Origin of the sequence: Bradyrhizobium sp. B124 (assembly GCF_038967635.1) — a bacterium.
Lineage (GTDB): Bacteria > Pseudomonadota > Alphaproteobacteria > Rhizobiales > Xanthobacteraceae > Bradyrhizobium.
The window spans coordinates 8,263,369-8,286,636 of the sequence record NZ_CP152413.1; the positions used below are offsets into that span (position 1 = coordinate 8,263,369).

General features: G+C 64.7%; 7 protein-coding genes. 4 read left to right on the top strand and 3 right to left on the bottom strand.

Going from position 1 to position 23,268, the window contains the following annotated elements; all coding sequences use genetic code 11:
- Positions 1 to 14: 14 nt before the first annotated feature.
- Positions 15 to 191 (bottom strand): hypothetical protein, encoded by a 177-nt coding sequence (locus tag AAFG13_RS38840; RefSeq protein ID WP_342710251.1) that lies wholly within the window; start codon positions 189 to 191, stop codon positions 15 to 17.
- Here AAFG13_RS38840 and AAFG13_RS38845 point away from each other — a divergent pair.
- Both AAFG13_RS38845 and AAFG13_RS38850 read left to right on the top strand, forming a co-directional pair.
- On the top strand, positions 190 to 13,533 hold the full coding sequence (locus AAFG13_RS38845) for a filamentous haemagglutinin family protein (RefSeq protein WP_342710252.1): 13,344 nt from the start codon (positions 190 to 192) through the stop codon (positions 13,531 to 13,533). The two genes, AAFG13_RS38840 and AAFG13_RS38845, sit on opposite strands and share 2 nt — an antisense overlap.
- Positions 13,534 to 13,700: 167 nt before the next feature.
- Complete coding sequence (locus AAFG13_RS38850) at positions 13,701 to 14,609, top strand: FkbM family methyltransferase (RefSeq protein WP_342710253.1); 909 nt, start codon at positions 13,701 to 13,703, stop codon at positions 14,607 to 14,609.
- Positions 14,610 to 14,724: 115 nt separating this feature from the next.
- Here AAFG13_RS38850 and AAFG13_RS38855 read toward each other — a convergent pair whose 3' ends face one another.
- Entirely contained in the window at positions 14,725 to 16,698 is a 1,974-nt protein-coding gene (locus tag AAFG13_RS38855; protein ID WP_342710255.1) for a substrate-binding domain-containing protein, read from the bottom strand.
- A gap of 612 nt (positions 16,699 to 17,310) precedes the next feature.
- On the opposite strand from AAFG13_RS38855, the gene AAFG13_RS38860 reads away from it, so the two are divergent.
- Both AAFG13_RS38860 and AAFG13_RS38865 read left to right on the top strand, forming a co-directional pair.
- Positions 17,311 to 20,415, top strand: coding sequence for a DEAD/DEAH box helicase (locus AAFG13_RS38860; protein WP_212311423.1), 3,105 nt, complete (start codon positions 17,311 to 17,313; stop codon positions 20,413 to 20,415).
- 841 nt (positions 20,416 to 21,256) lie between these two features.
- A complete protein-coding gene (locus AAFG13_RS38865) occupies positions 21,257 to 22,807 on the top strand; it encodes a porin (protein ID WP_212311422.1) in 1,551 nt (516 codons plus the stop codon).
- A gap of 82 nt (positions 22,808 to 22,889) precedes the next feature.
- Here the strand turns inward: AAFG13_RS38865 and AAFG13_RS38870 are convergent, their stop codons facing one another.
- Positions 22,890 to 23,234 carry a hypothetical protein gene (locus tag AAFG13_RS38870; protein ID WP_212311421.1) on the bottom strand — a complete coding sequence of 115 codons (345 nt, stop codon included), beginning with the start codon at positions 23,232 to 23,234 and terminating at the stop codon, positions 22,890 to 22,892.
- Between the last annotated feature and the right edge of the window lie 34 nt (positions 23,235 to 23,268).

Below are 23,268 nucleotides of genomic sequence, written 5' to 3' on the forward strand. Positions count from 1 at the left end.
CGTCTCAAACTGTCTTAGGAACAGGAGAGGCGTCCCGAACTGTCGGGCGTGTCCGCTTGGGGGCGGCTGCGCCGGCTGAGTTGCGTGCCCTTCATCGAGTTGTCGGCATCGGGCCAACTGATTGCAGGCTGGCCGGTGCCTTCTTGCGTCACGATCGTTCGCATCGCCTGCTGCATTTGGAAGGCCCGCATGCATTCGCTCCCTCGCTCGACCTCGCGCCGTGGCCTGTTGCTCGCAGGTGTAAGTTCGATCGCGATTGCAATGGGCTCGCCTGCGGCAGCGCGCCCGTTCGGCACGTGGGGTGGCGTCAGCACCGCGGCCACGCAGGCGGCGGTCAGCGCCGCGCAGGCCGCCGCACAGCAGGCGCAGCAGGCCGCACAGAACTCGCAAGCGTCGATGACGCGCGCCGCGCAGGCGATCCAGGCGTTGCAGGCGGCCCAGAGCGCCGCGCGCGGCCTTGCGGTGAGCGCGCCGAGTACGGTGCCCAACGGTCTCAATGCCGGCGGCCTGGTGCCGAACAGTGGCCTGGCCGCTTCCGGCGTCGCCAATCCCGTCACCAACTGGGTCGGCGCCAACACGCCGACGCAGACCAGCAGCGGCAGCCAGACCACGGTCAATATCAACCAGACCCAGGCCCAGGCGGTGTTGAACTGGCAATCGTTCAACGTCGGCAGGGACACGACAGTCAATTTCAACCAGCAGGGCAACGCGAACTGGGCCGCGCTGAACAAGATCGCATCGACCGGTGTGCCAAGCCAGATTCTTGGATCGATCAGGGCCGACGGCGCGGTCTATTTGATCAACCAGAACGGCATCATCTTCGGCGGCACCAGCCAGATCAACGTTCATACCCTGATCGCCTCGACGCTGGACCTTCCGTCGAAGCTGAGTGGCAGCAACTATCAGGGTTATCTGCAGAGCGGGCTGTTCTCGCTGTTGGGCGATGTCCCGACGAGCGCGAATATCACCATCAAGAACGCTGCGGGAGCCGCGATCTTCAACCAGGGTAGCGGTGGAAAGGTCGTGGTCCAGCCTGGCGCGATCATTGATACCACGGGCAAGCTGAGCGCGAATGGTGACGGCGGTTATGTGGCGCTGCTGGCCGATGGCGGCGTTAGCAACGCCGGTGCCATCATCACCAGGAATGGTCAGATCATCCTGGCCTCCGACAACTCCGTCACCCTCGTTACGCCGCTGTTGACTGCCGTTGGCGTTCAGACCGCGATGCGGGTCCTGGCTGGCGGCGGCGTGGTCACCAACGACGCTTCCGGCTTGCTTTCGTCCAGTTCCGGCGCGGTCACGCTGGCGGGCGGATCGATCAATCAGCTCGGCGGCATTGTCGCCACCACCAGCACGACGCGCACAGGCTCAATCAGCCTGAGCACGACCTGCCTGCAGGGCGGCTGCGCGGCCGGCGCCGACGGCAATATCGTGCTGGGATCGGCGAGTCTCACGACAATCCTGCCGGACGAAACCAGCGGAACCCTGCCGACCGCGACGCTCAATACACCGACGTCGGCGAACGGCGCCAGCAACGCGCCGTATTTCCAGACAGTGCTGCAGCCGCAGATCAACATCACGGCGGTGGGCAGTGTCGACGTGCAAGGCACCGGCGCGGGCGGCGCCGGTGCCCTGATCAAGGCGCCGGGCGCCGCGCTGACGATCGGCGCCGACAGTGTTATCGGCACGGTGCTGCTCGAGAAGGGCAGCACCATCGATCTCTCCGGCATCGCCGGCGTCACGCTGCCGATGTCGATCAACCAGATCAGCATCCTCGTCACCGCGGCCGAGGTGGCCGACAGCCCGCTCGCCCAGGCCCTGATCGGCAAGACCGTCACCATCGATGCGCGGCTCAGCGGGACACGCGCCGACGGCGTGCAGTGGGTCGGCTCGCCGCTGCTCAACGCGGCCGGCTATGTCGGCCTGATCCCGCAGAGCATCGACCAGGTCCTCACCGTCGGCGGCAATTTCACGACGTCGGGAAAGAATGTCGTGCAGCAGCCGGGTGCGGCCATCAACGTGTCGGCCGGCTATGTGCAGTACACCGGCGGCATGATCAGCACCACCCGCCTGCTCGGTGCCGACGGGCGCATCTACGACATCGGCCGCGCCGATCCCACCATCGCCTATGTCGGCATCGGCAACGGCTTCACGGTCCTGCACAAGGTCAACGGCGTCGTCGATACGAAGCTGACCGAAATCTATCTCAGTCCATGGGGCGGCGGCAGCAATACGCACTATGAGGCGAGCTACATCACCGGCGCCAATGCCGGCTCGGTCACCGTCGCGGCTATCAATCCGATCGTCAATGACATCATCGGCAATGTGGTGGCCGGCAGCCGCCAGCGCGCATTGGCGGGATCGTCGAATCTCTCGCCCGCCGACCAGATGCCGAAGGGCGCGTCGCTGAGCATCACTTTCGCGGCTCCATCGGGGGCCGGCAGTGCCAACCAGAACAATGTCGTGCTCACGTCGCAGGCCGATGCTGGGCCGGATCCGTATGGCCTCGGCAGCTTGAACTTCGCCAACGCGTCGAGTTGGTCGCCGGCGCTCGCCAACGGCGTGTTTCCGATCTTCACCGATGTGCTTTCCAATGCATCGCTGGGCGCTATTTCGACAAAGGGAGCGCGCCGACTCGACGTCGCGACCAATGCGACCTTGTCGGTACGCCCGGGCGGCAGCATCGCGCTCGACGGCGTTGCCACGGTCGACGGTACTCTCAGCGCGCCCGCCGGCCAGATCAGCCTTACCGGCTTCACCTACGCCAGCGGAGGACCGCAGCAGCCGTCAGCACCCGCGGTGGTGATCGGGCCGCATGCCGTGCTCGACGTGCGCGGCCGCTGGGTCAACGACACGGGCCTATCGACAGACCAACTCGAAGGGCGCGCCTACGTCAATGGCGGTACTGTGAGCATCACCACGATCGCCGCCAGCAACGGACCATCCGTGAACGATGGCCTCTTCACCGACGTCACCCAGAGCATCGTGTTGTCGCCCGGGAGTATCGTCGACTTGTCCGGAGGCGGCTATGTCGACACCACCGGCAAGATCAAGACCGGCGCCGCCGGCCTGCCGGTGGGCAAGGGCGGCAACCTGACCTTGATGACCTATGCCGGAGATTTTCCTGGCCAGGTCGTCACTGGGAGCGAATCGGGAACCACCCCCTATAACGTTCTCCCTCACGGCACCAAACCCGATGGCACACTCAGCCATCCCGATCAGGCCAACGTGCTGCTTGGCGGCACGATCTACGCGGGCGGCTTCGATGGCGGAGGGACGCTGACGCTGAAGGCCTCAACCGTCGTGGTCGATGGCGGGACTGCAGAGGTGACGTCGTACGCTTCGAGTGCGACAGCAAGAGCCATCGCGAATTACACGGGATCTCCGGTCACGGGTTTCATCGTAACGGATGCGAAGGCCGGCCAGCTCGTTCTGCCGCCGTCGTTCTTCACCAGCGGCGGGTTCTCCCAATACACCCTGAGCGACATCTATGGCGGCACCACGGTTACCGCCGGCACGCAGCTGCTGCTGCAACGGCAGCCGACCGCACTGCTCTCGGGCCGCGAGGCGCAGATTCCGACCGGCGCGCGGGTGCGCGACTTCGCATCGCTCGGACTGTTGCCCGACGGCCTGCGCAAGGCGGTCAGCCTGTCGCTGGCCGGGACGAATGTGCTGGTTGATCGCGGCGCTGCCATCGTCACCGATCCGCTGGCCACTGTCACACTGAATCCGATTGCGACGGCCGATATTCTCGGCAGCATCGTTGCGCCCGCAGGAACCATTACCGCAACAGGCCAGGAGGTGCGCATCGGCGCCACCGCCGTGCTCGATGTGAGCGGCGTGTTCGTGCCCAATCCGCAGGTGAAAACCTATTCCACCGGCACGGTGCGCGATGGCGGCACCATCTCGCTGTTGGCCACCACCGTGGTGGCGGAGCCGGGCGCGCAGTTCAATCTGCAGGGCGCAGCCGTGACCGCAGCCAGCAACTTGATCCAGGTGCCGCAGGCTGGTTTCGGACCGCACTTCGTCGGGCAGGCGGCCTGGAGCAATGGCGGCAGCCTGCAGCTCTCCGGCACGACGGTCTATTTTGCCGGCACCGTCGATGCGGCCGGCGGCGCGCCGCTTGCAGCTGGCGGCGGCCTGACCATTGGCGTCATCAACAACAATGCGATCGGAGCCCCGCCGACGCCGGATAGCATCGTGGTCGAGCAACCCGGCGTGGTCGCAACGAACCTGCCAGCTTCGGGCGCGACGGCCACACCGGGCGCATTCATTGGGGCCGATACGCTGAGCAACAGCGGCTTCGATTCCGTGACGCTCAATGCGGGCAAGATTGCGTTCGACGGTTCGGTCAATGTCAAAATCCCCGGCGCCCTGACCCTTTATGCGCGCAATGGGCACGTTGCGAATGCGGATGGGTCCGTCGTCAATCTGAACGCCGGCTACGTTCGCATGGTCGGGGTCGGGGTCGGCGGCGTGTCAATCGTCCCGACCGCCGGCGCCGGCACACTGAACGTGACGGCGCAATGGATCGACCTCGAGCGCGGCATCGGGCTCGACAACGCCGGCAGCGTCAACCTTACCAGCGCCGGCCCCATCCGGTTGCTGCCGCAATACTATGGTTTCATCGACGGCGGCTTGAGCTCGGGAGAGACCGTGTTCGGCGGCGCGCTGCTGGTTCCCGGCAATCTCACGCTGCGCGCGGCCGAGATCTATCCGGTCAGCAACACCGATTTCCTGCTGATGTCGACCGGCCCGTCGAGCGCGATCACGATCGCACAGAACGGCGTGCCGACGGCGCCGCTCTCGATCGGCGGAGGCATCGTGCTCAGCGCGCAGACCATCGTGCAGGGCGGCACGCTGTGGGCGCCGCTCGGCAACATCGTCCTGGGCGTGCGGACCGGCAGCGACGTGTCGGCCCAGTTCATCAAGGCGATTGCCAACGAGGGGGGCATCAACTTTGCCTCGGGCACCTTCGTGCCGACGGCGAGCGTGACGCTGGCCGCGGGCAGCCTGACCTCGGTTTCGGCAGCCGGTCTGGCCGTGCCCGACGGCTACACCGTCGACGGCACCACCTGGTATCAGGGCGCCCCTAACTCCAACCGTATCGTGCCTCAGGTGCTGACTGCGCCGCCGAGCAAGTCGATCAGCCTGTTCGGCACTGATGTGGCGACCCAGTCCGGCGCCGTGCTCGACTTGAACGGTGGCGGCGACATCTACGCGACAGAGTTCGTGGCGGGAACCGGTGGCAGCCGCAATGTGCTGACGACCTACCAGCAGAACCCCGCCAACGGCAGCATCACGCCGACCTACGCTGACGGCCGCCAGGTCTACGCGTTGGTCCCGACCTACTCGTCGGCCGTGGCGGCCTTCGATCCCAACTTCGCCTTCTCTCCATATTACTCAGGCTTGGTGGTGCCGGCCGGTACCACCTTCGGCGCATCGGCGACCGGGAATTCGCAGCCGTTCGCGAACGGAATCGCACCGGGCCAGTCGGTGACCATCGGTGGCGGCAGCGGCATCCCCGCCGGCACCTACACGCTGCTGTCGGGAATGTACGCAACGCTGCCCGGCGCCTACCGCGTTGTCCAGGTTGCCAACAACGTCAATCCGAATGCGGTCGCGAGTACCTCCAGCGCTGACGGCTCGCAATATGTCACCGGCACGCTCGGCAATACGTTGACCGGCGCGCGTTCGTCGCAATCGGCCGTGTTCCAGTTGCAGTCGCAAGCGGTGTGGTCGCGATACTCCCGCATCGACATCACCTCGGGCACGACGTTCTTCCGCAACCAGGCACTCGCCGCGGGCAAAGCACCGCCGCCGCTGCCGATCGACGGCGGTGTGCTGGTGCTCGGCGCCATCAACTCGCTCGACCTTGCCGGCACCAACCGCTTCGCGCCGGGCACCAGCGATCTCGCGCCGGGCCTCGTCGGCGGCGGCGGTCAGGTGCAGATCGGCGGCAGCAACATCTTGATCCGCGCCGCCGACCAGGCGGTGCCGGCGGGCGATTGCCTCGCCGGAAGCGCGCCGGGCTGCACCGGTTCGGTCAACTACCTCGTGCTCGATGCCGATCAGATCAGCCGCCTTGGGGCGTCATCGGTGTTGATCGGCGGCACCGCGCAGGTCGTCGATGGCGTACAGAACATCACCGCCAGTGCGCTCAATCTCGAGGTCCTGACCGACGCGGCGCATCCGTTGACCGGGCCCGAGCTGCTTCTTGTCTCTCTTGCCGGTGACGGAAATCTCGTTACCGGCAGGGGTCTTGTCATCGGTGACGGCAGCGTCGTCAGGGCAATCGGCGCAGTGCCGGGCGGTACCGACCGTGACATCACGATCGGCGCGCTGCCGGTGCAACAGTCCGACGGCAGCTATGTGTTCGCCAGCGGCGACGGCGCGCTGCTGCGCGTCTCGAATGGCAACACGGTGAAGGTCAGCCGGATTTATGTCCCCGGGCAATATGCGGGCAACGGTCCGCCGCCGAGCAGCCAGACACCGCTAGGCGCCTTCTCGATCGGCGCCGGCGCGGTCATCGACGGCGGCAATGCGCTGACGCTCGACACCAGCGGCAGCGGCACGCTCGCCTCCAACGCCATCCTGAACGCCAGGAACTATGACATCGCCGGATCGGTCATCAACATCGGCGGCGGCAGCACCGGCATCGTGCTGAATCCTGCGGTACTCGCGAATTTCAACGATGCGGTCTCGGTCCGGCTGCGCAGCGCGACCGTGATCAATCTGTACGACGCCAACGGACTGCAGATCGGCGATGCCGCGCATCCGATCGGCACGCTGACCTTCGACAGCGCCGGGCTCTATAGCCAGGGTGGCAACACCACCGTCAATGCCACCAACATCGATCTCGCCAACACCAGTGGCGCGACCGGCACGGGCATCACCGGCGCCGGCGGTACGCTTACGCTCAATGCTTCACAGGTCATCACCGAGGACGTCGGCACCAAGCACCTCGGCGGCTTCAGCCAGATCTATTTCAACGCCGGCAGGGCGGTTACATTCAGCGGCAACGGCACGCTCGATACAGGATCGGTTGCGGCTGCGGCGCTGCTGTTCGATATCGGCGGAGTAACGATCGCGAACCCCGGCACCGGCTATACCAGCATCCCGGATGTGATCGTCTCGGGCGGCGGCGGATCCGGCGCCCAAGCCACCGCGTTGCTTGGCGTGGTCAGCTTTGCCGTTGTCAGCGGCGGTTCGGGCTACAGCAATGGCGATCCGGTCACGGTGTCCGGAACCGACAATAATGGCAACCCGGTCACGGCGACCGGTACGGCCATCGTCAATGCCAACGGTGCGGTCACCGGCGTCAAGCTCACCTCGTCCGGCTCCGGCTTCCCCGGCTTTGTCGACTCCATCTCGGTCGATAGCGCCACCGGGGACGGCGGCGCTCAGTTGACCGCGTCGCTGGGCGTTGTCGGCGTGACCGTCACCAATCCGGGCTCCGGCTATACCAGTATGCCGACCTTCTCCTTCGCGAACGGCGGGGGTGGTGTGGCGACGACGGCGCAGGCCGTCGTCAACGTGACGGGAATCAATCTCACCAATCCGGGTGACGGTTACCTGAGCACCCCGACCATCAAGATCAGCGGATCCGGCACGACGGCGACAGCCACTGTGTCCGGCGGCGCCGTCACCGGAGTGACGCTGACCAATGCCGGTACCGGATATTCGAACCTGCCGACGGTGACGTTCGCGGGCGGCGGCGCTGGCGCCGCGAACATGGTGCTGTCCGCGCCAGCAATCGTGGTCAATAGCGGCGCGACGCAATCGCTGAGCACGCTGGGCAACATCAGCCTCGTCACCGGTGCGGGCACCAAGCCCGCCAGTGTCGCCAGCAATATCGGCGGCGTTCTCGCTGTCGCGGGGGGGGCGATCACGGACAGTGCGACGATCCAGGCGCTGTCCGGCAAGGTCAGCCTGACCGCGACCGCCGGCGACGTTGTGCTCGGCAGCGGCGGCCTCATCGATGCGTCCGGCTCGCGCATCACGATCCTCGACGTGGTCCAGGACGCGCCGGGCGGCAATGTGCAACTCGCCTCGACCACCGGCAATGTGATCGTCGGGCAGGGCGCCACCGTCAGCGTGGCGGGGGCAGGCCGCGGCTTTGCAGGATCGTTGTCGATCCTGGCTGCGAACACCGCGACGCTCGACGGCGCGCTCGACGGCAGCGCCGCGTTCAAGGATCTCGGCGGCAGTTTCACCTTGCAGGCAGGAAGCATCGGCGGGGCGGCCGGCCTGCCGCTCACGGCATTCAGCGGCGGCTTCTCGGTGCGGCTCGGCACCGGCGACATCCGCATCGAGGCCGGCCAGACGCTCAACTCCGGCAAGGTGCTGCTGGTTGCCAACAATGGCAGCGTGGTCGTCAACGGCACCATCGATGCGAGCGGGCCGAGCGGCGGCCAGATCTCGCTTTATGGCGCCGGCGTCACCGCGGGCGGCGTGACCGCCGGCGGCGTCAGCATCGGCGGCAGCGCAGTGCTCAAGGCGTCCTACGTCGCAGGCGATCCGTCCGATCCGGCTTACGCCGCCGCCAGCCTGGTGCAGACCGGCGGCACCATCACGCTGGGCACCACCGGCACGCCCGACGCAAACGGCGCCGTCAACGCCACCTATGGCTACCAGAACATGTCGACCTCGGGCGCAATCAGCGTCGCCTCGGGCGCCCTGTTCGACGTCAGCGGCGGCCCCGGCGGGCCGAACATCAACAATGCCGGCGGAGCGGTCATCATCCGCGCGCCGATCCTCACCAACAACACCGTCAACGTCGATTTCCGCGGCACCATCCGCGGCGTGGTCGATGGTGGCGGCAATCCGATCGGCAAGGGTGTCGTGCTCAACCCCTACGCGGTGTGGAGCACCACCGACAGCTCGACCGGCGCGCAGCATTTCGACGGCATCATCGATCCGGCCGGATGGTTCGATGCCGCCGGCAATCCATTGCCGGGCACCGATCAGAACGGCAACACGACCGATCAGAACGGCAATGCGATCGTGGCGCCGACGCCGCAGGCGCCGCTGGCGACCGGTACGATATTCATCGTCACGGCGCCGAATGCCGATCACGTCGGCTTCTATCAGACCACGCTGGCGAGCTTCGTGCAGAACCTTGCCGTGACGCCGGCAAGAGGCGGAGCGAGCTTCGCCGGCATGCATGTGCGTCCCGAGATCGATCTGATCAATCCGAGCCTCGACATCAACAAGGGCAACATCACGGTCGCCAGCAACTGGAATCTGGGCGCAGGCAGTGTCGATGCATCCGGGCACGTCTCGCTGGTGTATCGCACCGCGACCGGCGGCGAGCCCGGAACGCTGCTCCTGCAGGCGAGGAACAACGTCAACATCAACGCGACGGTGACCGACGGCTTCTTTGTCAACTACAATCTCGGTGGTTCCGACGCGGCCTCGCTGTATGCGAACGAACTCAATTCGAGCCTCTACCAAGCCTATCTCGGCATGTTCCCGGACGGCAACAATCTGGCATACAGCTCAAGCGGCATAGCCGATTACCTCGTCAAGACCAACGGGTCGTGGTCAGGCCTGCCGACGTCTCCGGCTTCGCCCAGCGCGGCATTCTTCGGGCTGTCGGATGCCGCCTATAACGCGCTCGCGCTGCAGTTCAAGCTGGCGCAGCCGGTCGTCATTTCCTCGAGCGATCCGACATTGATCGGGGCTGTGACGGATCAGTACAATCTGTACTATTCTCAATACCTGAGGATGTTCCGCGCCTACGAGACCGAGCTGATCGGGGTCAACGTCAACGGGATCAATCCGTCGACGGGCGTTTCGGCGCACGGCGGGATCGTACTGTCCTATGCCGACTTCGTGGGGTACGCCCAGAGTAGGGGCATTTCGCCGAATTTGTCGACCGTCGTGATCCCGTCGGCGCCCACCACATCGACGGCATATTACAATCTGACGGCCGGCCTCGGCACGATCAGGTTCGTCGGCGGCAACGCCGTCGCATTGACGGGAGATTACGCCACACGGTGGACGGCCTATTTCTACAATGTCATCACCGCCAATCTGCGTGGCAGCGGCAAGCAGACCATCAACAACTTGGTGTTCCCGGTAAGCCTGGAGACGGCGGTCGGAGCTGACTTCGCACACGGCGTCCTTGCCGCCATCGCGGTGACGCCGCCGGCGCCGCCGCCAGCCTACGACACCTTGCAGGGCACCTACCTGGCGTCCACAGATCCAGTTCCTCCCGCCGACCGGATCGCCAACAACCCAGCGGTCTACAATCCAGTCGGGGGGACTATCAGCACGGTCTACAACACCACATCGGCGTCGCAGCTGATGTCGGCGGCCGTGAGCGGGAAGGGCAGCTTCTCCTACGACATTGTCGGCGGCGCGGCCTTCACTGCGGCCAACGCACAACCGGTCGATCCCAACGCCGTGATCTCGTTGTCGTCTCAGTCGCCGTCAGTCACGGGTAGCGTGACCATCGACGGCCACACCTCCTATCTGAACAGGTTGTCAATACCCGCTGTCGGCGCGACGACGATCAACATCCCGACCTTGGTGCGCACCGGCACCGGCTCGATCACGATCGCTGCGGCCGGCAATGTCGAACTGCGCGACCAAGTGGCTCCGGGCGCGGTCTACACCGCCGGCGCCGCCACCGCCACGCCGGCCGATTTCAATGCGCCGACCGTGCCTGCGCCTTATTTCATTAATCCGAATGGGCTGGTCAGCGCACCGGCATGGGCCACCGGCGGCGGCGCGGTCACCGTCACCGCGGGCGGGTCGATCATCGGCATCGAGATGCCGATCGATGCAGATGGCAGCCAGACCGGCGTGACCGGCGCTTCGACCGGCCAGATGTGGAGCGACTGGTACATCCACTATGGCCTCTCCAACGGCACGTCGACGCCGTTCGCGGCTTGCGCCGCCGCCGGTTCGGTCGCCTGCCAGACCGCGGCCTGGGTTAACTACGCCACCTTCTTCCAGGGTTTTGGCGCGCTGGGCGGCGGCAACGTCACGCTGTCGGCGGGCGCCGATATCATCGATATCGGCGCGTCGTTGCCGGAGACGCTCGTGGTTGGTGGCGGTTTCACGTCGGCCAATCCGCCCAAGGTCACCTATTACGGCGGCGGCAATCTCAGCGTGACCGCCGGCGGCAACCTCCTGAGCAGCGATTTCCTGGTCGGCCGCGGCGCCGGCGTGATCCGGGTGGGCGGCGCGGTCCAGGCCACCACCAGCAATCCGTTGAACGGAGGCCTGCCGACGCTCGGGATCACAAACAACGGGAGTTCCGTCTCCGGCACCTATGCGCTGCCCTTGCTGCTCGCAGTACAAGATGGCTTCATCACGCTCGGCGCGCGTGGTTCGGTGACGCTCGGCAATGTCTACGATCCCGCGACCTTGCCGCTCAATGCCGGGGTGCAGGTGAGGGCTGAGGTATATCTGCCTGGCGCATCGCCTGATGCCAGCAACTCGAGCAACGGCTCCTGGAGCAGTTATTTCACCAGCTACGGCCCGGGCAGCGGCGTTTCGCTGACGAGCACGACCGGTGATCTCACAGGCCCGACAGTTTCGTCGACTGGCGGATCGCCGCCGATCACCGGACTTTTTGTGCACAATGGTAGTACTGGTGTCATCACCCTCGGAGGAAACGCGAACGCCTCGATTGTCGGGCTGCTGCTTCCCGCGACGTTCGACCTGACGGCGCTCAACGGAAATCTGACGCTCAGCAAAACGGACGTAAGCAACGTACTGCCCAGCAACAATGGCAACGTCAGCCTCGTCGCGGCCGGAACTATTAGCCTTGAGGCAGGCCTTGTGATGCCGGACCTTAGCAGCAGCATCACCGAGTACGTCGGGTTTAACAATGGAGTGGACCTTGCCAACGTCATCAGCCCGCTCGGGCTGCCACCGGCCGCCCTTACTCAGGCACTGCATGCGAACGATCTCGCGCCGGTCGTCATCGCAGCCGGCAAGGACATCTATGCCGTCGACCCCGTAAGCACTTTTGGCGCCAGCCTGACGCTGATCAAGCCGGCGTGGATCGAAGCAGGCAACAACATCTACGCGGGGATCGCCCAGGGCGGCGGCGTTTCGACAACCAGCAACGGCACGCCGCAGGCCAACATCAGCTTCAATTTCGTCGGCCAGAACAACAACGCGACCGACATCACCAGCATCGTTGCCGGTAACGATCTGGTCGGCGGCTCCTATCTTCTCTATGGCCCCGGCACCTTCGTGCTGCAGGCCGGGCATGATTTGGGCCCGTTCTCGGCGTCCGACACGCCGACACGCGGCATCGCGACGCTCGGCAACGGCAGCGCGGTCGGCGGCGCATTCGCTGGTCTGCCGACAAATTCCCTCAAGCCCTATCTGCCGTCCAAGGGCGCCGAGCTCGATCTGCTGTTCGGCGTGAAGCCCGGCATCAACTATGCGGCGGCGATCGCCGATTACGTCGATCCGGCGCATGCCGGCACCGGCGGCATCGACTTCCTCACCGATATCGCCGCCGTCCTCGGCCAGCCGCGCGATCAGGCCTGGGTCACCTTCCAGGGACTGCCGCCGGCGCGGCAGCAGCTTCTCGTCAACCGCGCCTTCCTCGATTTCCTGATCCAGGTGGGCAAGGACTTCAAGAATCCGTCGAGCCTCTATTTCGGCCAGTACGCGCGCGCCTATACCGCGATCTCCACGCTATTCCCGGCTGGCTACGGTTACACCGACAACAGCCTGAGCGTCGACGGCAAGGCGGCGCCGAAGATCGCGACCGGCAGGTTCAACGTCGCGGCTTCCGTGCTCGAGACCCAGATGGGCGGCGACATCAACATCGTCGGGCCGGGCGGCGGCATCACCGTCGGCCACTCCTCGCTGGATACCTTGAGCCCGAACCAGGAGGGCATCCTGACGCTCGGCGGCGGCACCATCCGGGCCTTCGCCGATGCTTCGATCCTGGTCAACCAGAGTCGCATCATGACCCAGCAGGGCGGCGACGTCGGCCTGTTCACCGCCAATGGCGACATCAGTGCCGGTGCAGGACCGAAGACCTATGTCTCGAGCCCTGCGCTCAGCGAGATCTGCACCGTTGACGGCTATTGCTACATCAACCCGCAGGGGCTGGTGACAGGCGCCGGCATCGCTGCGCTGGTCACGCTGCCGGGGCAGGATCCGACCAAGAGCAACGTCGCCTTGGTTGCGCCGCGCGGCACCATCGATCTCGGCTCTGCGGGCATTCGCGCCGGCAACGAAGTCTTGCTGGTGGCGCCGGTCGTACTCAATGCCTACAACGTTCAGGCCACTACGGTAGCAGGGCTGCCCACTGTGCCAACGCCGAGCACCACGCTGTCCGCGGTCAACAACAACGCAACCGCTGCGACCCAGCAGGCGGGGCAGCCGGCGCCGAACAAGCCCAATGACCAGCCTTCGATCGTAATTGTCGAGGTGCTGGGCTATGGCGGCAGCGGCGGTGATGACGCGACGCCGAGCAATAGCGGCAGTGGCAATAACCAGAAGCCGAACGGCAGCGACGACGAGCGCCGTCGCCGCGGCGGTGGGCAGTAGCAGTCCTTGCCGCGGTCATGTCGGCAATCTCCATAGCCCGGGTGACCGAAGCGACACCCGGGTTCGCATGCGGATCGGATCCCGCTGCGCTCATCCGGGCTACGCAATGCCCTTCAGCTCACCGTTCAGAGGAACAGAGACGCACTTCGTGCTCTCTGTAAGGTCCCATGACGTCATCCGCATCAATCGCGTCCACGCCATCAGCGTCATCTGCCGACACTGATGCTCTGGGCGCCCTGCTTGTACCCGAACGCCTCACTGCGGTGGTCGATATCGGCGCCAACCCGATCGACGTCCCGCCCTATGTGCCGCTGCTGCAGAAGCGGCTGTGCCGGCTGTTCGGCTTCGAGCCGCAGCCGAGCGCGTTGGCCGAGCTGAATGCCCGCAAGAGCGAGCTCGAAACCTATTTGCCCTACGTCATTGGCAACGGCGAGCAAGCCCGCCTTCGCATCTGTGCCGCGCCCGGCATGACCAGCCTGCTGGAGCCCGATCCCGTGATGCTGAAGCACTTTCAGGGATTCAACGAATGGGGCCGCATCCTCGCCGACAGCAAGATCGCGACCCACCGGCTCGATGACATCGGCGAGATCGATGCGTTGGACTACCTCAAGATCGACGTGCAGGGCTCGGAGCTTGCGATCTTCCAGAATGGGCGGCGGCGGCTCGCAGACGCGGTCCTCGTCCAGACCGAGGTCTCGTTTCTCCCGCTGTACAAGCAGCAGCCGGTGTTCGGCGAGATCGACCTCGAGCTGCGCAGCCAGGGCTTCATTCCCCATGCCCTGATGGCGATCGACAAGCGCATGATCTGGCCGATGCGCGGCGTCAATCCCTATGAGGCGTTCAATCAGCTGGTCGAGGCCGACGCCGTCTATGTCCGCGATTTCACCAAGGCCGACGCAATGAGCGCCGAGCAGCTCAAGCATCTCGCGCTGGTCGCCCATCACTGCTACGGCTCCTACGATCTCGCGGCGATCTGCGTCCAGCATTTGCTCAACCGCGCTGCGATCGTCCCCCATGCGGGAAGCCACTATTTCGAGCTCGCCGCGGCGCACCGCGCCGCCGCCAAGATCGGCTGAGAGGCCGGCTGAGAGACCGGCAGAAAACAGCCGGGCCCCGATCAAGAGCCCGGCTGCTGAGTCTTCCGTGAAATCGTGATCCGGGTCGTCCCGGATCACGATCTCATATTGGGTGTTACTTCGCGCCGCCGGTGACGCCCGTGCAGCCGTCGGTCTGCGTACCCGACGTGCTGTAGGCGGCGATCGCGGTCGACGAGCCGCCGGCCGCGCTCGAGGTCAGGTAGGCATTCAGGACGTTGGTCGCCCACACGCCGTCGAGTTCGTGGAAGCCGTTGTTGCGGATGACCTTGGCGACGTTCGGATCGTAGCCTGGGTTGTCGGCGTTCGAGGTTGCCGGATTGTAGTTCGGCAGCCCGGTGACCGATCCGCCGTAGAACCAGGCAAGCCAGTTCTTCACGGCGGGCACCCTCGTCCCGGCGGTGTCGCCGTAGCAGCTATACGCGTTGAGGAAGCTCGCACCGGTGATCGGATAGTCGGTCTGCGACTGCAGCGGGATGCCGATCACGGACAGGCCGTCATAGGTCACGCCGCCAACCACGGTGCCGGCGGGATAGACCTGCGCATACAGGTTCCAGGCATCATAGCTGCTCGAGATGTCCGGGGCGGTCAGGTTGGCGAACGCCAGCTCGGCATTGTTCGGCGTCGGCGGAACGAAGTTCTGTGCCCTTCCGTTGCTGCCGACTTGGCCCGGATGATAGACGCCGAGCAGGCGCTGCCGTTCGTTCTGGACGCTGGCCGACAGCGGAGCCGCCGCGGAGATCGTGGTACCGGCGATTTCCTCGGTCACGGTCTGCGCATAGGGCTGCGTGAAGTCGGCGCTGAGATAACCGATGCGGCCGGCGAAGCGCGGGTCCGTGCCGATCTTCAGCGCTTCGTGGTTGCTGCCCGAGGCGCTGATCCAGTGCGGATCCGGACGTTCCTCGTCTTCATCCACGTCATAGGGGTCGCTGTGGTCGGAGCTCTTCACCGCCCTGATGTTGTCGAGCAGGCGGGAGAATTTGCCCGACGGCAGGTTGGCGGTGGTGCTGCCGCCGACGCCGACACCGGAGAATATCTTCTTGTAGTTGTAGGTGCCGGTCGGGTCGAGCAGCGGGCAGAGGTTGGCGAGGTAGTTGGTGAGGATGAAGCTCGCGCCGGCATCGTCCGCACGGTAGACCACCTTGATCGGCAGCCGGCCGCTGGTATAGGCGACCGGGGTCAGCGAGCCGTTGGTGTTGGCGTCGTAGAAGTGCTGGAATTGCTGCACGCCGTTGGCGTCGAGCGCGGGGATCAGCGTCGAGGTGTCGTGCCAGTCCGTCACGGTCGCCGAGAAGATCGCGCAGAGCTGGGCGGCCGAGAGCTGGATCGCGCCGCCGGCCTGGCTGTTCGGCGACAGCGCCGACTGGTTGGTCCAGGTCACGCCCAAGGCGGAATTGGAGGTGTTGACCGCAATCGCAACCGGGACCTCCATGGCCGGGACCTGGATCGGCGCGCCGCCGGCCGCGGTGTTGAAGCTGGCGTTCGATTTGCTCAGGGCGCCGATCAGCAGCGTGTTCTGCCAATTGGTCGACGGGACGAAATTGCTGAACGAGATGGTGGTCAGGCTTGCAATCGAGCTGGCGAGCGGCGCGTCGCTGGCGGCGAAGTCGAGCCGCGGATAGGGATAGCTCTTGAAGGCCGAATTGGCGGTGTCGCGGAACGGCGGCTTGGCCGAGGGCTTGCGCACCACGGCCGGCGCGGAGTCCGGGCTGCCGCGGAACAGTTGCCGCGCATCGTCGGCGATGTAGGCGCGCTGGCCGTTGCCGGAGCCGACGGCCGCGAACAGGCCCTCGACCGATGTCGAGAACATGGTGCAGCTGGTCGGCAGCAGGTTCGGGCTCGGCACAGCCGTCGAGAAGCTCGGCGAGAACGCCTGGCCGTCATTGGCCAGCGTCGCGCCCGCATAGCAGTCGAAGATCTGCCGCAGCGCCAGCGACGACAGCGTGCTGCCGCCGCCGTAGATGCCGGTTTGGGCCGCAGCCGGTTGCTGGGCTCCGATCATGGCGGCGGCCGACAACACGACCAGCGAGGTCGTGCCCAGCACGCGTTCGGCGAACGATTTCGTCTTCATGATAACCTTCCCTGTTTTTGTTGCGTGACGCAGCAGCGCCGCGCGACCGCCTGACGGCCGAGTGATGTCCAGAACGTCTTGTTCGATGGCTTGTGAATGGGACGGCGATGAAGAAGACCTTGCAGGAACGTCTCAAGACAATCGAAGCTGTTCGCCGCGCAGAGCGAACAGCCCTGCGCGTCGTCGTCGGCATCGGCGCCGATGTGGCTCACACCCCTTAGACAATTTGAGCTGGCGCGACGCGCAGCTGGCTTGTGGTGATTTTTCGGGCCGGTGAATTCTCGGAGGCCCGGGTGGCGCGATCCAATGTGAAGGCTGGATTACAATCAGAATGGTGGCGCGGAGCGAGGCATCCCCCGATGCCGCAATTGATCCCGAACCCGCCGCTATCCAACGCGATTGCGAGACTGTAATGAGAGCGCTGGCCGCGGGCGTCGGGGGGCGCTGGCGGGCCGCGATCGACCTGACGTGCCTGTCACCAGGCGATCGTACTCTCGACATAACGATGGATTTGACGTGGCGAATACCAAGAAGGCCCGCGCGGCTGCTGGCGCGAAGAAGAACAGCAAGGGATTGACGCGTTCCGGGATCTCCTCCTCCTCGCCACTCGGCATGCTGGCGCTGCATCTTCTCGAGCAATGGAAGAAGTCCGGGCGCGACGGCATCGTCTTCCTTGCGGAAAGCGAGAACAGGGCCGAGCGCCTCGGCAGCGTGCTGCATTCGCTCGATCCTTCGCTCGAGGTGCTGGTGTTCCCGAGGCTGAATACCTTGCCGTTTGACGGGCTGGAGCCGGCGCACGAGATCGCCGGCCGGCGGAGCTCGGTGTTGCGGCGTCTTGCAAAGAGCAGGAAGCCGGTCTTCCTGGTGTCGACGGCAGAGGCGATCATGGAACGGTTGCCGCTGCCCGCGAGCTGGGGCCGCCTCAGCATCAGCCTGAAGGTCGGTGCGCGCTATTCCGAGCAGGATCTCAAGGATCGTCTGGAATCTCTGGGATACGATCTCGACGAAGAGGCGGACTATCCCGGAAGCGTCCTGTTCCACGGAATGACGTTCGAAGTGTTTCCTGCCGGCGCCCTCGGGCCGTACAGGATCGAGCATTCCGGTGGCGTGATCCGCAGGATCGTCGGGGTCGATCCCTACGAACACGACGTCGTGTTCGACACCCAGGAGCTGCTGATCGATCCGATGTCGGAACGGATTGCGTTGGGAGGCAAGCGGGCACAGCGGGCGGCGCTGCCGGATTATTGTGAGCGCGCCCACTGGATCGCGGACGCCGGAGTTGCGGGTCATGCCGATAGCTGGCTGAGCACGATCAAGGAGGCGGCCGGCCGCAGAGAGACGGATCGCGACTACTTCGGCCCCGTCGACTGGAAGCGGCTGACCAAGCGCATGAGTGCGCTGCCTCGCAAGGCGGCCTTCACCCCGACGCCCGATTTCTCGAAGGTCGCCTCGTCGCGAAAGGCGCTCCGCGCATTTGTCGCCGACGCGCAGCGCGCCGGATCGCGGCTGGTGTTTGTCGCGGCGGTGGAGGACGACCTGCGCGCGATCGAGCGCATGAGCGGGATCAAGGCGGAGCGCGTCGGAGATTGGAGCGAGGCGGCGAAGGGGCGGGGTGGCGAAGCGGCGCTGCTGGCTGACTTCGATACCGGCTTCATCGGTTCGGGCCGCAAGCCGCTTGTCGTCGTCACGGCGACCGACGTGCTCGGCAGCCGGGCCCATCATCCGCAGCCCATGGCCAGAGCCTGGAGTGCGGCTTTCGATCATCCCGACGTGCCGGTGCGCGGCGCGGTCGTCGTTCATCTGCCGCGCGGGCTGGCCGTGCTCGATGGCTTGCAAACCCTCGACATGGGAAAGGGATCATCGCGCGAGATGATCAGGCTGGGATTTGCCGGGGATGATGCCATGCTCGTTCCGCCCGCCGACCTTGCGCTGATCTGGCCGTATGCGGCGGAGCGCGGCAAGCTGACATTGGACAAGGCGGACGGAAGCACGTGGTGGGCGCGACGGACCAAGGCGGAGCAGGAAATTCAACTTGCCGCCAAGGCGCTTGCCAAACACATCGCGCAGCGACGCCGCCGGCGCGCTCCCAAGCTAGTCGCTCCCGGTCCCGCATATGAGCGGTTCGTCGCGCGCTTTCCATATTTCACGACAGTCGACCAGGCGAAGGCGATTCGGGACGTGCTGGATGATCTTGCGTCGGGTCATCCGATGGACCGGGTCGTCTGCGGCGACGTCGGGTTTGGCAAGACCGAGGTTGCCTTGCGCGCGGCGGCGGCCGTTGCCCTGTCTGGCAAGCAGGTTGCTGTCGTCGTGCCGACGACCGTTCTGGCAAGACAGCACGTCGCAACGTTCCGCAAACGGTTTGCCCCGCTCGGCATCGAGGTCGGAAGCTTGTCGCGCGCGACGTCGGCTGCGGAGCTGAAGCAGACGAAGGAAGGCCTGCGAAGCGGAAAGATGAAGATCGTGGTCGGCACGCAGGCGATCGCATCGAAGGACGTGAGATTCGCCAAGCTGAGCCTGGTCATTGTCGACGAAGAACAGCACTTCGGAGCGGCGGAGAAGGCGAAGCTTTCGGGCCTGGCGAAGAGCGTCCATACGCTTTGGATGAGTGCCACGCCGATCCCGCGCACGCTTGCGGCAGGTCTCGCCGGCTTCAGGGACCTCAGCGTGATCGCATCCCCGCCGGTCCATCGGCTTCCGGTCGTGACCAAGATCGCGCCACTTTCGGACGCCGCCATTGCCGCTGCACTGCTGCGCGAGCAGCGACGTCACGGGCAAAGCTTCCTGATCTGTCCGCGCATCCAGGATCTGGATCCGCTGTTGGCGCGCGTGCAGGCGGTGGCCCCGGAGCTGCGCATCGTTTGCCTGCATGGCAAGCTACCGGCCGACGAGATTGACGATCGAATGATGAGCTTCGTCGAAGGCGAGGCCGACGTGTTGCTGGCGACCAACATTGTGGAAAGCGGTCTCGACATTCCCCGGGCGAACACCATCGTGGTCTGCTGGCCGGAAAAGTTTGGTCTGGCACAGCTCCACCAGCTCAGAGGGCGGGTAGGACGCGGTGGCACGCGCGCCTTCGCGTACATGCTGACGGAATCGAACTCGGAGCAATCCGGCAAGCGGTTGGCCGTTCTCGAGGAGTTCAGCAGACCGGGCGCCGGTTTCGCGATCAGCGAGCGCGATCTGGACCTCAGAGGTGCTGGAGATCTGCTTTCCGAGCGGCAATCCGGCCACGTGCAGGTTTTCGGGCCGGTGCTCTACAGCCATCTTCTGAAGCAGGCTTCGGAGAAGGCGAACGACCGCTCCGCCGATCTGTGGGTGCCCGATCTCAACCTTCCACTCGCCGACCTGCTGCCCCGGAGTTATGTGCAATCGGAATCCATGCGCCTTGAAATCTATGGCCGCGTCGCGAGGTGCCGAAGCGAAGACGATCTGGAAGATCTGGAGGAAGAGACCTCTCGCCGCTTCGGCAAGCTGCCGCCGGCCGGCCGGGATTTCTTCACAGCGGCAAGGCTCAGGATCGACTGCAAGCGGCGAGGTATCGTGAGGCTCGACGTCGGGCCGGAGGCCGTCGCAGCGACGTTCCTCCCGGGGAGGCTGCCCAAATCCAGAGCACGGTCGCTACAACGCGACGGCGATCGCGTCTTTTATTCAGGCAAGACAAACGAACCGCCGTTCGAGCGGATCGATGATCTGCTCGATATCTTGGACGAGTGAGTACGGCGTTACTCCTGGCCAAGCCTTCGTCGTTGGCGATCTCCGATGCGACCGACCGCGCCGCGCTTCACGGCGCCGCCTGACTCTCGTCAGATGCGAGTCTGGTGACTGCATAGGAGCGCATCGCCCCTTGTGAGTGCATCACGCGCGCAGTGGAGATATTTCACTGCGTAGCGTCTGCGGAGAACAAATCGACTATTCCGTGCGCTGACATCGCCGTGACATGTAGCGCCGGTAGTGGACATATGAGGCGCTCCGTCCGTCGTCTTCCGGCCTGCTCCGAGCAATCGGAATGCCCCTTTCAGGCGCGAGTCGACGGTATTTGGGGCGGGCTATGTCGTTCAGATACCGGCATTTTCGAGCCGAAATATTGTGCACGGAGCCGGAATCAGCGGTGCCGGAACGGGCACCGATTTTCGCTTTCTCGGCAGGACGACGCGTTTTGCACACCGTTCCACCCGGTGTTGCCCAAACTTGTGTCCGCTAGCGGTATCTCAAATATTGGCGTTATATTTCAATTGCTTGTCGATATGCCGCAGTTCAAATGCCCGTGATATTTGTGCAACATTTGCCCGAAAACAGCCGCAACTCGGCTCAACGCGAGCGGTCTTTTGTTGCGTGATCGGGGGCCTTCTGTCTCATATGGAACTGCGACGGAGGGGGGCATCCCAAGGTCGTCCCGTTTTAGGTGGTTCGCTTAAGTCCCTCGCGTTCATGCGGGTGTGTCCGAAGGCGCGAAGCGACTGAGCGGGGATTTAAGGGACAAAGGGAACCAACCTGAGGGTGTTTTACCCGGCGGATCCGGAACCTTCCCTGAGATAGAGCAACTTGGAGGTTTAACATGAAGATGGTTAAGAGCCTTATCCTCGGCTCGGCGGCGGCTCTCGTCGCGGTCGGCGGAGCTCAGGCGGCCGATCTTCCCGTCAAGGCCAAAGCGGTCGAGTACGTGAAGATTTGCTCCCTGTATGGTCCCGGTTTCTACTACATCCCGGGCACCGATACCTGTATCAAGCTGGGCGGCTACCTGCGTGCCGACGTCGTCGTGAACTCGAACTCGGATCACACCGGCAACACCTCGGGTGCCGGCGGTGCGAACAACCGGTTCACCAACGGCTATACTTGGCGCTCTCGTGAAGATCTGAACATCGATACGCGCACGGCGACCGAATACGGTGTCGTCCGTACCTTCTTCGATGCGACCTTCTCGTGGACGTCGGACACCTACGCCGGACAGGGTAACGGCGCGACCGTTTACTCGCCGATCGGCGCGGTTCAGGCTCCGAACAACGCCAACTCCGGCGCGGTTGCAGGCGGTACGGTCGGCGTCTACTACGCCTTCATCCAGTTCGCCGGCTTCACCATGGGTAAGGCGGTCTCGCAGTTCTCGGCTCCGTGGGCCAACTATCCGGGCAACAACTTCGACGGTCTCGTCGGCGGCGGCGGTACGATCACTGGTGTGAACCAGTTCACCTACACCGCTCAGTTCGGCAACGGCGTGTCGCTGTCTCTGTCGGCTCAGGATCAGACGGCCTACTACCAGGCTGGCGTGAACAACATCCTCGCGGGTGGCGCTTACGGCACCAGCGACTACGCCGGCACGATTTCTCCGGACCTCGTCGCGATGCTGCGCGTCGACCAGGCTTGGGGTCTGTTCCAGGCGTCGTTCGCGGCGCATGACAACCACGCGGCCTACTACGGCGGCACTGAGTTGACCGGTCATCCGGACGACAAGTGGGGCTGGGCTGGTCAGTTGGCCTTGTCGATCAAGAACATCCCGACCGGACCTGGCGATACCATCAACGTCCAGGGCGTCTATACCAACGGTGCGACGCGCTACAACATCCAGGACCTCGCTGGTTCGGCTGGTGCGAACACCATTTATGGTGGAACCGGTCTGCCCGGCGCGTACCAGAGCGTTGGTATCGGCGTTGCTCCTGACAGCGTGTTCGGTGCCATCGGTGGCGTCAACACCGGGCAGCAGCTGGTCACGACCTGGGGTTTCCGCGGTGCATACGTGCACAACTGGAGCCCCTACTGGAACACCTCGATCTACGGTGCTTATGCCGGCATCACCTACAACGATACGGCTAAGACCCTCCTCTGCGGCGTCGGTGGCGTGGGCGGCTCGGTTCGTACCACCCTCAATGCTCTGGGCGGCGTGATGACGACCTGCAACCCCGACTACAACATCGCGCAGATTGGTACCCAGACCCAGTGGACCCCGGTCAAGAACCTGACCTTCACGGCAGACCTGACCTACACCCACCTGGATCAGAAGTACGCTGGTACGGTCTCGGCGCCCAGCGCCGCGATCGGCAAGCCTGCCGCTCTTTACGAGCTGAAGGACCAGAATACGGTTACCCTGCTGCTCCGCGCTCAGCGCAACTGGTAATACCGGTTGATCTGACTGCAAGTTAACAGAGCCCCCGGTGGAAGCGCCGGGGGTTTTGCTTTGTTCAGCCACGCAGCAGCTCTCACAAGAGCGCCATCTTCTTGTACGATGTCATATTCTGTTCATTAATGCTTACCCGCCCCACCGATGGATCGTTTGGCAACCGATGACGGTAGCTCAACAAATAATTCGCCTCATTCGCGAGCAACCAGGTCTTACCGAACGCCAGATTGCCGAGCGCATCTTCGGCGAGGAAGGCTCCATACAGCGCGTCAATCCAACGTGTCGAAAGTTGGTGGCAGCCGGCTGGCTGGAGCGGCACGGCCGAGGATGGGCGGCGGACCCGTTCACGTATCACGCCGCAAGGCCCGATCTCTGAGCCAAGATTGGGGCTGATCCGATTGTCCCGGGCAGCCGGGCTTCGCATGGTCTATCTTCAACTTGTCCCCGGCGTCCAAACG

Bases quoted from the DNA above. Each gene is read 5' to 3' on its own strand.
- AAFG13_RS38845 (WP_342710252.1), top strand. From the start codon at position 190: ATGCATTCGCTCCCTCGCTCGACCTCGCGCCGTGGCCTGTTGCTCGCA.
- AAFG13_RS38840 (WP_342710251.1), bottom strand. From the start codon at position 191: ATGCGGGCCTTCCAAATGCAGCAGGCGATGCGAACGATCGTGACGCAA.
- AAFG13_RS38850 (WP_342710253.1), top strand. From the start codon at position 13,701: ATGACGTCATCCGCATCAATCGCGTCCACGCCATCAGCGTCATCTGCC.
- AAFG13_RS38855 (WP_342710255.1), bottom strand. From the start codon at position 16,698: ATGAAGACGAAATCGTTCGCCGAACGCGTGCTGGGCACGACCTCGCTG.
- AAFG13_RS38860 (WP_212311423.1), top strand. From the start codon at position 17,311: ATGCTGGCGCTGCATCTTCTCGAGCAATGGAAGAAGTCCGGGCGCGAC.
- AAFG13_RS38865 (WP_212311422.1), top strand. From the start codon at position 21,257: ATGAAGATGGTTAAGAGCCTTATCCTCGGCTCGGCGGCGGCTCTCGTC.
- AAFG13_RS38870 (WP_212311421.1), bottom strand. From the start codon at position 23,234: ATGCGAAGCCCGGCTGCCCGGGACAATCGGATCAGCCCCAATCTTGGC.